Here is an 11,884-nt window from a genome sequence, read left to right as displayed (position 1 = left end):
GACTCCCCGGAGAACGGTTCACAGCCGACCGGGTCCCGCCGGAACGGCTCCGCGTGGAAGGAACCTGGCCGGAACGGCTCCGCGTGCACCGGGTCCCGGCAGAACGGATCCTCGACGGCCGGGCCGTCCGTTCCGACGCCTTCCCCCGTACCCGCGTCCCCGCCCGTCCCCCCGTGCGCACGCGTCCGGATCGGTGCCGTAGAGGTCATGGCCCTCACCGAGGCGGAGCTGCTGGACCGGGTGGCCGACGGATGGCGGAGCGGGCGGGGCGGCGCCATCGTCACCGCGAACGTCGACATCGTCCGCGCCGCCACCCGCGATCCCGCGCTGGCCGCCCTGGTCGGCCGTTCCGAGATCGTGGTCGCCGACGGCATGCCGGTGGTCTGGGCGGCGAGGCTCGCGGGCCTGCCCCTTCCCGGGCGGGTCACCGGGGCCTCGCTCGTCCACTCCCTGACCGGCCGGGCCGCCCGCGAGAACCGCTCGGTCTACCTGCTCGGCGGGGAACCCGGCGTACCCGAGGCCGCGGCGCGAGCCCTGGCCGCGCGCCGTCCCGGCCTGCGGGTGGCGGGCACCTGCTCGCCACCCTTCGGATTCGACGGGAGTCCCGGGGCGGTGCGCGAGGTGGTCGCCCGCGTACGTGCCGCGGAGCCGGACCTGGTCCTGGTCGGGCTGGGGTTCCCCAGGCAGGAAAGGATCATCGAGGCCCTCCGGGCGGAGTCACCGCGCGCCTGGTACCTCGGCTGCGGGGCCGGCATCCCGATGGCGGCCGGGCGGTTCCGACGGGCACCGGTACCGCTCCAGCGGATGGGGGCGGAGTGGCTGTACCGGCTCGCGCTGGAACCGCGCCGCCTGGCCCGCCGCTACCTGCGCGACGACGCGCCGTTCGCCCTCACCCTCCTCGCGGCCGCCCTGCGCGACCGCCTGACCTCCCGGAGCCGTCGATGACCCCCGAACGCCCCGACGGCACCGGCACGGCCGTTCCCGACCGGCCCCCGCTCGCCATAGTGATCGTCACCTACGCGAGCGGCCGGGTCGTCGAAGGATGCCTGCGCTCGCTGGAGGCGGCACTGGCCGGTGCCGGACCGGCGCGGGTCATCGTGGTGGACAACGCCTCGCCCGACGACACCGTCGAACGGGTACGCGGGGCCGCGCCCTGGGCGGAGGTGGTCCGGACCGGCCGCAACGGCGGTTTCGCCGCCGGCGTGAACGCGGGCGTCGCCGCGGCGGACGGCTGCGACGTGTTCGTGCTCAACCCCGACATCCGGCTCGCGCCCGGCTCGGTGCTCCCGCTCCGGCGGGCGCTGGCCGTACCGGGGACCGGGATCGCGGCCCCCCGCCTCACCTCCGAGACCGGGGAGCTCCACCTCTCCCTGCGCAGGCGCCCCACCGTGACGAGGGCACTGGGGGAGGCACTGCTCGGCGGGCACCGGGCCGGGCGGATCCCGGCACTGGGCGAGCTGGTCGTCGATCCGGCCGCCTACGACGGGCCGCGGACGGCCGACTGGGTGACCGGCGCGGCCTGGCTGGTCTCCCGCGCCTGCCTGGACGCCCTCGGCCCCCTGGACGAGCGCTACTTCCTGTACTCGGAGGAGACCGAGTACATGCTCAGGGCGGGACGGGCCGGGTTCGCGATCCGCTACGAGCCCGAATCCCGCGCCGTGCACCTCGGCGGGGAGCAGTCCGTCTCCAGCCGGCTGTGGGCGATCTCGGCGGCCAACCGGGTCCGGATGCACCGGGAGCTGCACGGCCGGCCGCGCGGGCTGCTGATGCGGCTGGCCGTCGGGCTCAACGAGCTGATCCGGGGGGTCGCCCGGGGCCGCGGGGGAGGGCGGCGGCACCGGGCCGCGCTGCGGGAACTGGTCGTGATGCGCGAGTGGCCGCGCCTGCCCGCCGAACCGAGCTCCGCGGGCTCCGCGGGCTCCGCGGGCTCCCGTGCCCTTCGAGCCGCCCGGCCCTTCCTGACCTCCCGGACCGCCCGTTCCCCCCGCTTCCCCCGGACGGCTCCGGAGAGCCTTGAGGCCGGTGACGCGCCGGGTTACATCTGCTTCTCGGCGCAGGACTGGTGGTACCACAACCGGGCGCACTCGGACTTCCAGCTCATGCGCTCGATCGCCGCCCGCCGCAAGGTCCTGGTGGTCAACAGCATCGGGATGCGCATGCCGCTGCCCGGCAGGTCCACCCAGGTGCTGCGGCGCGTCGGGCGCAAGCTGCGCAGCGTCGCGATGCTCGTCCGGCGGCCGTCGCCGGAGCTGCCCGGCTTCCACGTGATGTCCCCGCTGCCCCTGCCCTTCTACGGGTCCCCGGCCGCCCGGCGGGTGAACGCCCTGCTGGTCCGTACCCAGGTGCGGGTCGTGGCGTGGGCGCTGGGACTGCACCGGCCGGTGATCGTGGTGACCATCCCCACGGCGTGGGACGTGGTACGGCCGATGCGCAGGCGGGCGCTGGTCTTCAACCGCTCCGACAGGCACTCCTCGTTCCCCGAGTCCGACCGGAAGACCATCGAGACGCTGGAGCGGGGCCTGCTGGAGGGCGCCGACCACGTGCTCTACGCGAGCCGCGCGCTGATGCGCGAGGAGATCGGAATCACCGGCGACCGGGCGTACTTCCTGGACCACGGGGTGGACGTCGACCACTTCCGCAGGCACCCGGAGAGCGAGTGGCCCGCGGACCTCCGTGCCGTCCCCGGGCCGCGCGTGGGGTTCTTCGGCGCGCTGGACGACTACCTGGTCGACGTCGGCCTGCTCGAACGGCTCGCCGTCGAGCTGCCCGACGTCTCGCTGGTCCTGATCGGCGACGCGACCGTCCCGATGGAACGGCTGACCCGGCATCCGAACGTGCACTGGCTGGGGTTCAGGCCGTACGAGCGGATCCCCGCCTACGGGTCGGGATTCGACGTCGCGATCATGCCGTGGCTGGACACCCCGTGGATCAGGAACTCCAATCCGATCAAGCTCAAGGAGTACCTCGCGCTCGGCCTCCCGGTGGTCAGCACCCCCTTCGAGGAACTCACCGGGTACGCCGGCCGGGTGAGGATCGCCACCGGCGCGGACCTCTTCGTGGAAGCCGTACGCGCGTCACTGCGCGAGGGGGGCCCGCTACCGGCCGAGGCCCTGCGCGACTCCGTGCTCGGCGCGTCCTGGTCCTCCCGCGCCGAGCGGCTGACGGCCCTCGTCGAACCGCCCACCGGCCCGCCCGTCCGGCCGCCCGCCGAGCCGACGGCCGGACCCCCCGCCGAGCCGACGACCGCGTCGGCACATGAACCCGCGACCGGACCGGTGGCAGAACCGATGACCGAACCCACGACCGAACCCGCGGCCGAACCGATGACCGAGCCGCTCATCGAGCCGCTCGCCGGACCGGCGCCGGGCAGGGTCGCCTCATGAGCCCCCGAGAGCCGGGACGGACGCCGGGACGCGGACAGGCGACCCTACGCGGGACCGGACGGTCGCTCCCGGTCCTGGCCGGGGCGGGAGCGGTGACGCTGGCGATGCTCGGCTCCTGCGCGGTCGACGCACCGGCCGGCGGGGTCCGTTCCCCGTCCACCGGTGCCACGGGCACCTCTCCCGGGGGCGCGTCCCCCACGGACGCCCTCCCGCCGGACACCTCCCCCTCACCCGGCGCCCCCTCACCCGGCACCCTCCCGACCGGTACCCCTCCGACCGACGTTCTCCCGACCGGCGGCGGGTCGAAGGGCGGCACGTCGGCCGCCGGGCACGCCTGGTCTGCCGCGGGCCCTCCCGCGACGGCCGCGCGGGTGCCCTGGGAGGGCGGCCCCGCCTACTACGGGCGGTTCGCCGCTCCGGCCGCGGCGGGCTGGACGAGGCCGTCGTTCTTCCCGGTGGGCGTCTGGTTCGAGTCGGTGATCACCCAGGCCGACGTGGACAGGGACAGGGCGGCCGGGATCAACACCTACGTGGAGCTGACCGGCACCTCGAACATGGCGCTGGTACGCAAGAACGGCATGTCGGCGCTGACGAACGTCCCCCTGCCCGGCTACGGGAAGGAGACGGTGGGCTGGCTGCTCGACGACGAGGTCGACATGTGGGCGAAGGCCGGGGACGCGCCGTGGACGGGCAAGCACCCCGGCGAGGGGCCGCTGTGCATCCCCGAGAACAAGGGGTGCGGCTTCACCGTGCTGCGCACGCAGAAGAACCGGTTCCCCCGGGGGGACGGGAGGATGCACTACGCCAACTTCGGCAAGGGCGTGATGATGTGGGAGAGGGACGCGGACGCCGCGACGTTCGTCAACTACTTCACCGACGTCGTCTCGTCGGACGTCTACTGGTACACCAGCGCGAGCGTCTGCCTGGACGGCAAGAACTTCCTGTCCCTGCCGGAGTCCCGGTGCCGCCGGGCCGCCAACTACGGCGCCGTCATCGACCGTCAGCGCGAGCTGGACGCGCTGGACGGACGCCTGCAGCCGATCTACGGCTTCGTCGAGGTCGGCTGGCCCGCCGAGAACGACACCCGGGCGATCGAGCCGCAGCAGGTGACGGGCGCGGTGATGAGCTCACTGATCCACGAGGCCCGGGGCATCGTCTACTTCAACCACAACTTCGGCGGGCCGTGCCACTCCCAGCACGTCCTGCGCGAGAAGTGCGGGCAGAAGGTCAGGCCCGCGGTGGCCGAGATCAACCGCAGGATCGCGAAGCTGGCGCCCGTGCTGAACACCCAGTCCTACCGGCACCGCTTCGGCCCCGGCCTCGACACCATGCTGAAACACCACCGGGGCTCGTCCTACGTCTTCGCGATGCCCCGCGCCGCCACCGCCCCCGGCAGGCGCACGTTCACCCTGCCTCGGGGGATGCGGGCCTCACGGGCGGAGGTCCTCTTCGAGAACCGGTCCGTACGGATCGACCGCAAGGGCAGGTTCACCGACTCCTTCGCGGCCGAGCACTCCCACCACGTCTACCGGATCACCCCTTAGCGTGCCCCGCCTGAAACCCGTCACGAGGAGAGAAGGACACCGATGGGCCCGGCCGGTTCCGCGGAGGCGGCCGAAGAGACGAGTGTCCATCGAATCGATCAGAAAGCCGGAGAGAACGTGGACCCGCGCGACGAGTCGAAGGTCGTGACCTGACGCAGGGAGAGCAGGAGCGGATCCGGCCGGAGAAACCGCCTGGAGCCGGCTTTCAGGTGCCGGGAGCGTTCGTCGTCCACAGCACCGAGATGGGCGACATGCCAGGCCGTCGCCGAAGCTCAGTGGTTCCGTGCCGCAGTAGAGGACGAATCCCGCGCGGAACCGTGAGCCGAGTCGTCGTTGCATGAGTCTCAGGCCGCGGAAATCATCTGTCCGCACCGTCTCCGCGGCCTTGACCTCGATGCCGATGATCTGGCCGGAGTTGTCTTCGAGCACCGCGTCCACCCCCGGCGGCCCCGATGGATCAGCGGCTCTCGGTGGCCACGCGCAGGCTCAGGGCCACGAGGACCGTGCCGCTGACCGCGTCCAGCCGGCGCCGGATCACCGGGCGGCGGAACCACGCGCCGGCCCGCCCGACCGCGGCCGCCAGCGCCAGGTACAGGACGATCTCGATGGCCACCTGGAGCGCGGCGAGCAGCGCGGTCGTGGCGAACAGCGGCCGGTCGGCCGGTACGAACTGCGGATAGAACGCGATCATGAAGGCGGCGGCCTTCGGGTTGGCCAGCATCACCAGCGCCCCCTCACCGAACGCCTTCCACCAGGCCAGCGCCGACCCGGACGCCGGCTTCCCGGTCTCGACCTCCTCGACCTCCTCGGCCGCCCCGGTCGCTCCCCGGCTGCTCCACGCCGAGCGCCAGGCCCTGATCCCGAGGTAGAGCAGGAAGCCCGCCCCCACCACGCGCAGGACGAGGAAGGCCACCTCCGAGGCGGCCACCAGGGCGGCGAGCCCGGCTGCGGCGAGCAGCGCCCACAGGTACAGGCCGGCCTCCAGGCCCAGCACCGTGGGCACCGCGCCGGAGAAGCCGCGCAGGGCCGCGCGGCGCAGGATCAGCGCCATCGCCGGACCCGGCGAGGCGGAGATCAGCACCACGGCGAGGACGAAGGCGGGGATGGAGGAGAGGAGGTCCATGAACTTCATCATGGTGACGCACCTGCCATCTGTTCAACGCGTTTTGCACGGGCGGGTTCACCGGCTCCTTCGGGGTCGGGCACTCGCCCACGAGTGTCCGGTGATCCTCCATGTGGGCACAGATCGGCCCTGGTCGGCCCTTCGGGGCGAGGCGCCGGCCGTGCTTTGCAAGTCACTTCCAACCACGGTTGCGGTGGGTCACAAGTCATGACGGTCGCTTCCAGGCACGGTTGCGGTGGATCGCAAGTCGTGCTCGCCATCATCGCTTCACAGGGCCGCTGAGCGCGGCCCTGTGAAGCCGGAAAGGAGGTGAACGACATGCTGAGAATCGATGACCTTCCCGCCGGCGTCTCCCCGCTCGAGGGCGAGGAACTGGAGGTGGTCGCGGGCATGGAGCCCAACTGGAGCGTCTATGTGTGCACCGCCAGCAAGGGCGGCGACTGCTGGAAGGAATAAGCCGACCCCGATGACCGAGGTTCGGTGAACAACGGGGAGCCCTCGTCGGGCTCCCCGTTGTTGCGACTGCAAGGGACCAGACGAACCGTGTTATTGATCATCAGCAGCCACCGTGACGACTCGGTGCACGCCGTGCTGCCCAAACTGCAGGAGCGCGGCGTGCCGCTGCTGTGGTGGGACGAGGCCGACTATCCCGGGGCCTCCACCCTCACCACCAGCTGTCTCGACGGCCGCTGGTGCCAGACGCTGACCTACCGGGGCGAGACGCACGACCTGTCGAAGGTACGCGCCGTGTGGGACCGGCGCCCCGACCGGCCGGCCTCGACCGAGGTGCCGGAGCCGTCACAGCGCGCCTTCGCCGAGCACACGGCCACGGTCGCGATCGCCGGCGCGTACGACCTCATGGTCGACGCCCGGTGGATGCCCGCGCTGCGGCAGCACGCCGCGGCCGTCGACAACAAGCTGCTGCACCTGCACCGGGCCACCGAGCTCGGGCTGACCGTGGCCGACACGGTGGTGACCAACGATCCGGAGGTCCTGGTGCCGGCGTGGAACCGGGCCGGCGGACGGATGATCACCAAGACGCTCCAGTTCCGCCCGTTCGCACGGGACGGGGAGAACGGTCACCTGTACACCGCGATGGTTCCCAGGCGGCGGCTGACCGGGCGTCACCGGCTCCGCCACGGCCCGGCCATGCTGCAGCCGAACGTGCCCAAGGCGTACGAGTTGCGGGTGACCGTGGTGGGCGAGCGGGTGTTCGCCGCCCGCATCGACTCCCAGGCCTCACGGACGACCACCCTGGACTGGCGGCACTACCACGACGTCACGGTGGGCTACGCGGCCTACGACCTGCCGGGCGACATCAGCGACCGCTGTGTCCGCCTGGTGGCCGGGCTGGGCCTGAGTTTCGGCGCGCTGGACTTCATCGTGACCCCGGACGGCCGGTACGTCTTCCTGGAACTCAACGTCAACGGCCAGTGGGCCTTCGTCGAGCTGCGCACCGGCATGCCCATCAGCGACGCCATCGCCGACTGGCTCGCCACCGCCGCCGCCCGCCCCGATCTGAAGGATTCCGCCGATGCCCGCTGACCAGAGCACCCGTGACCCGGCAGCCGCCCCCACCCCTGCCGCGGCCCCGGCTCCCGCCGCCTTCGCCGACGACCTCGCCGGGGCGGTCACGCTCCTGCGGGGGCTGCCGACCGCGCGAGACGCGGTGGGCGAGGCGCGGCGGCGCGTGAGCGACTGGGCCGCCGCGCGGCCGTACCTGCGGGCCCAGCTGGCCGTCGACGAGCCGCACGGGACGACCCGGGTCGGGTACGACCTGCTCCTCGACCACCCCGAGGGCGGCACCGTCGCGGTCTCGGCCGAGGTGGACGACGGCATCCCCTGGCTGGTGGACCACTCCACCCACTGGGCGGCGGCCAACATCCTCAGCGTCGACGGGACCGGGCTGTCGATCGCGGCGGCGCTGTCCACCATCCGCGCCCTGGGCGTGCGCGACCGGCGGCTCCACGAGCGGCTCGTGGACCACCGCATCCTGCTCAACGAGCTGGAGAAGACGAACCAGACGCCGACCCCGGCCGAGATGCAGGCGGCCTCCGACGAGTTCCGCCGGCGCCGGGGGCTCACCGGTCGGGCGCAGACGCTGGAGTGGTTGGCCGAGGCCGGCATGTCGCCGGAGGTGTTCGAGACCCACGCCCGTACCCAGGCGCTCATCGCCCGCGTCCGCGACCGTTTCGCCGGCGAACCCGCCCGCCGACACCTGGCCGAACACCCGGAGGACTTCGCGGTACGGCGCGCGGTGTGGGCGACCGGGCCCGACGCCGACGGGCTCGGCGCCCTGCTGGAAGGTCCGGTGGAGGGCTTCCCCGCCCGGGCCCTGGCCGCACTCCAACGCCCGGCCGGGCCGTCCGGGCACAGGCTGCGGATGCACGCCGCCACCGCGCTCACCCCGAAGCTGCCCGAGCCCCTGCGGACGGTGGCCGCGGGGGCGGCGACCGGACCGGTTCCGCACGAGGGCGAGTATCTGGCCGGGGCCGTCCACGAGGTCCTTCCGCCCGACCCCGGCGCGCCGGAGGTGCTCGACGCCGCGCGGGACGCGGCCTTCCAGGCGTGGCTGGACGAGCGGCGGCGCACGGCGGAGATCCGGTGGTTCTGGCTGTGAGCGCGATCGGGCGGACGAGACGGTGAGGGAGATCAGGCGATTCCAGCAGGTCCGCCAGGCCGAGGAGGTGCGGCGGTGAAACGACGCCGCGTGCCGCTGCGGATGCAACTGGCCCGCAGTGACTGCGGCGCCGCGTGCCTGGCCATGGTGCTCAGCGCGCTGGGCCGCCGCACCGGCCTCGCGGAGGTGCGCGAGCACCTGACCGAGGGCGTGGACGGGGTGAGCCTGCGGGAGATGATCCAGGCCGGGGCCCGTTTCGGGCTGCGGCTGCGGGCCTGCCGCGCTCCCATCGACACCACCGGCGCGCTGCCCGCACCGTTCATCGCCGTGTGGGAGAACAACCACTTCGTCGTCGTCGAACAGGCCGGACCGCGCGGCGCCGTCGTGGTCGATCCCGCGCGGGGACGGCGGCGACTGTCGTGGCAGCAGTTCCAGGACGGGTACTGCGGCAAGGTCCTGCTGGCCGACGCCCCCGACGGGCTCACCCCCGGCGCCCGGCCCCGGCCCTGGCGCGTGCTGCGCCCGCTGCTGGCGCCCGCGCTGTCCGACCGGAAGCTCATCGCCGCGGTGCTGGTGGCCTCGCTGACGGTGCAACTGCTCGGGCTGGCCGTGCCGCTGTTCACCAAGCTCGTGGTGGACCGGCCGGTGGCGATGGACGTGACGACGCTGGTGGCCGCCGCGCTGTGCGTCGTGCTCGTGTACGGGCTGACGTCCTGGGTGCGCGCCCGGGTGCTGATCCGGCTGCAGACCTCGGTCGCGGCCGAGGGGATGCGCGCGCTCCTCGGCCACACCCTGTCGCTGCCGTACCGCTTCTTCCAGCGTCATTCCAGCGGCGACCTGCTGACCCGGCTCAGCGGGGTGGCCATGCTGCGCGACCTGCTCACCGAGCAGTCGCTGGCCTTCCTGTTCGACCTGGCCACGGCGGTGACGTACCTGACCCTGCTCATCATCGCCTCCCCCGAGCTCGGGCTCGTGGCGATCGTGGCGGCGGTGCTGCAGGCAGGCGTGGTACTGGCCACCGCCCGTCGCGGCATGCATCTGGCCTTCGCCGCCCTGCACACCAACGCCGTCACCCAGGCCACCATGGTCGACAGCCTGGCCGGCGTCGAGGCGATCAAGGCGTCCGGCGGGGAGGCGGCCGCCGTGGCCCGCTGGCGCAACCACCACGAGGAGGAACTGGCCACCGGGGCGGCCCGGGACCGGCACGTGGCCACCGTCCAGACCGTCACCGCCACCCTGCAGCTCGCCCTCCACCTGGGCCTGCTGGTGACCGTGTTCGCCTCGGCCGCCGGGACGCTGGGCGACCGGCTCGCCCTGGTGTCCCTCGCCATCGCCGCGACCGCGCCGCTCGCGTCGCTCCTGGGCATCGTCTACCAGCTGCAACTGGCCGCGGCGCACCTCGGCCGCATCGCCGACCTGATGGGCACGCCACCGGAGCGCACCGGCGGCGTCCGCCCGGAGAACGGGCTGAGCGGCAGCATCACCGTCACCAAGATCAGTGTTGGCTACGACGCCCGCACGCCGGTCCTGCGCGACCTCTCCCTGCGCATCCCGGCGGGCGCGCGGGTCGCCATCGTCGGCGCGTCGGGATCGGGCAAGACCACCCTGGGCCGTACCCTCATCGGCCTGACCGAGCCGACCGCCGGGCAGGTCCGCTTCGACGACACCCCGCTGCAGGAGATCGACCGGCGGTGGCTGCGGCAGCAGGTGGGCGTGGTCACCCAGCAGCCGCACCTGTTCTCGGGCACCATCGCCGCCAACATCGCGGGCTTCACCGACGTCAGCCGGCAGACGGTCGAGCACGCCGCCCGGCTGGCCGAACTCCACGACGAGATCACGCGTCTTCCGCAGGGCTACGACACCCACATCGGCGAGGGCGGCACGCGCCTGTCCGGCGGCCAGCGCCAGCGCCTGGCGCTGGCCCGCGCCCTGGTCCACCGCCCCCGCATCCTGCTGCTGGACGAGCCCACCGCGTCGCTGGACGCGGTCACCGAGGAACGCATCCGCCGCAACCTGCTCAAGCTCGGTCAGACGCAGATCATCATCGCCCACCGGCTGTCCACGATCCGGGACGCCGACCTGATCGTGGTGCTGCACCGCGGCCAGATCAGCGAGGCCGGCACCCACCGTCAGCTCATGGAGCACGGCGGCCACTACGCCCATCTGGTGAGCAACCAGCAGCGGACGCCCGACCCCGCACCGGTCCTCGCCCCCAGCTGAGAGCCGCCCGGTACGGCGACGACAGGTCGCCGCCGGGTGCCGATGCCCTAGGCCTCGGATCCACCGGGAGGGGGAAGGCGCCAGCGGGCCCAGACGGTCTTTCCGGGGCGGTCGGGCAGGGGGGTGACGCCGTGGTCGTGGGCGAGGGCGCCGACGATGGCCAGGCCACGGCCGTGGAGGGCCTCGATGTCGAGCGCGAGACGGCGGACGCGCCCGGATCCCCGGTCGGTGACCCGGACCTCGAGCCCGTCCGCCCCTGCGAGCAGGGTGAGCCTGACCACGGGCTCGCCGTGGACGATCGCGTTGGCGAGCAGCTCACCGGTCACCAGGACGACGTCGTCGGCCAGGTGGCGCAGCGCCCAGGCGGTGAGGGTCTCGCGCACCATGGCGCGGGCCTTGGCGACGATCGGCAGGTCGTGCGGCAGGTCCCAGCAGACGGCGCGCGGCTCGTCCGGGGAGCGCTGACCGGCCCCCCGCGGCGTGCCCGCGAACCGCGAGGCGTCCGGGGTCTCTGGCATGGTGGTCCCTCCTCGGGGTGAAGGTGTGCCGTGTCCGGCCTCGCGCGTCGGGTCGCGCCCGTTCACACGGTCGCTCCCTGCCGGTGAGGGACTCTGCCCGAGGGAGTACGGGCGTCCACGCCGGTACGGCACCGAGGAAGGCCGGCGGCCTCGTGCGCGTACGGGGGATGGCCGCGCCAGCGGCAGCCGAGCGGCATCGGCGGCCGGTCCGCGTGCCGACGCACCCGGATCGGCCTGGGGTTTCCTCTGGGGGCGTGCATCAAGTCGGACCTCCACAGTCCGGTCGAGGGGCCTGTCATGGCGTGCCGTGCCGTGGCAGGCCCCGATCTGTTCGTGGGGCGGGGGCATCGCGTCGGGCGCGTGCGTTTTTCCGTCGGACTTAGAGCGCCTAACAGAATGAGTTCTGCTGTGCTTTGATCTCTCGCTGTAGCGATGGTGAGAGGGGTGGGCGGGTGGCGCGGCTGAAGCCGTGGGAG

General features: G+C 73.2%; 9 protein-coding genes. 7 read left to right on the top strand and 2 right to left on the bottom strand.

Going from position 1 to position 11,884, the window contains the following annotated elements; all coding sequences use genetic code 11:
• Positions 1 to 207 precede the first annotated feature (207 nt).
• From ACZ6RT_RS35765 to ACZ6RT_RS35755, 3 genes are read left to right on the top strand one after another with little or no spacing between them, the layout of a single operon-like run.
• Positions 208 to 945, top strand: coding sequence for a WecB/TagA/CpsF family glycosyltransferase (locus tag ACZ6RT_RS35765; protein ID WP_399185467.1), 738 nt, complete (start codon positions 208 to 210; stop codon positions 943 to 945).
• Positions 942 to 3,383: a glycosyltransferase gene (locus ACZ6RT_RS35760; RefSeq protein WP_470158418.1), complete on the top strand. Its 2,442-nt coding sequence runs from the start codon at positions 942 to 944 to the stop codon at positions 3,381 to 3,383. Before ACZ6RT_RS35765 ends, ACZ6RT_RS35760 begins: the two co-directional genes overlap by 4 nt.
• Positions 3,380 to 4,927 (top strand): hypothetical protein, encoded by a 1,548-nt coding sequence (locus tag ACZ6RT_RS35755; protein WP_470158416.1) that lies wholly within the window; start codon positions 3,380 to 3,382, stop codon positions 4,925 to 4,927. The genes ACZ6RT_RS35760 and ACZ6RT_RS35755 overlap by 4 nt, the downstream gene beginning before the upstream one ends.
• Before the next feature lie 457 nt (positions 4,928 to 5,384).
• Here the strand turns inward: ACZ6RT_RS35755 and ACZ6RT_RS35750 are convergent, their stop codons facing one another.
• The gene (locus ACZ6RT_RS35750) at positions 5,385 to 6,062 is read right to left on the bottom strand and encodes a LysE family translocator (protein ID WP_470158414.1); all 678 of its coding nucleotides are present in this window, start codon (positions 6,060 to 6,062) and stop codon (positions 5,385 to 5,387) included.
• 306 nt (positions 6,063 to 6,368) lie between these two features.
• Between ACZ6RT_RS35750 and ACZ6RT_RS35745 the strand changes: the two genes are divergently transcribed.
• From ACZ6RT_RS35745 to ACZ6RT_RS35730, 4 genes are all read left to right on the top strand, one after another.
• Positions 6,369 to 6,506, top strand: a complete 138-nt coding sequence (locus ACZ6RT_RS35745) for a hypothetical protein (RefSeq protein WP_399185474.1) — start codon at positions 6,369 to 6,371, stop codon at positions 6,504 to 6,506.
• An 87-nt stretch (positions 6,507 to 6,593) separates the two neighbouring features.
• Entirely contained in the window at positions 6,594 to 7,595 is a 1,002-nt protein-coding gene (locus ACZ6RT_RS35740) for an MvdC/MvdD family ATP grasp protein (protein ID WP_470158413.1), read from the top strand.
• Complete coding sequence (locus ACZ6RT_RS35735; RefSeq protein ID WP_470158411.1) at positions 7,585 to 8,670, top strand: TIGR04500 family putative peptide maturation system protein; 1,086 nt, start codon at positions 7,585 to 7,587, stop codon at positions 8,668 to 8,670. The genes ACZ6RT_RS35740 and ACZ6RT_RS35735 overlap by 11 nt, the downstream gene beginning before the upstream one ends.
• Before the next feature lie 75 nt (positions 8,671 to 8,745).
• Complete coding sequence (locus ACZ6RT_RS35730; RefSeq protein WP_399185477.1) at positions 8,746 to 10,890, top strand: peptidase domain-containing ABC transporter; 2,145 nt, start codon at positions 8,746 to 8,748, stop codon at positions 10,888 to 10,890.
• A gap of 47 nt (positions 10,891 to 10,937) precedes the next feature.
• Here the strand turns inward: ACZ6RT_RS35730 and ACZ6RT_RS35725 are convergent, their stop codons facing one another.
• The gene (locus tag ACZ6RT_RS35725; RefSeq protein ID WP_470158410.1) at positions 10,938 to 11,408 is read right to left on the bottom strand and encodes an ATP-binding protein; all 471 of its coding nucleotides are present in this window, start codon (positions 11,406 to 11,408) and stop codon (positions 10,938 to 10,940) included.
• Positions 11,409 to 11,884: the final 476 nt, after the last annotated feature.

The organism is Streptosporangium sp. NPDC050148, assembly GCF_055586505.1.
Note: the sequence above shows the minus strand (reverse complement) of the source record. Positions and strands in the feature narration are given on the sequence as shown.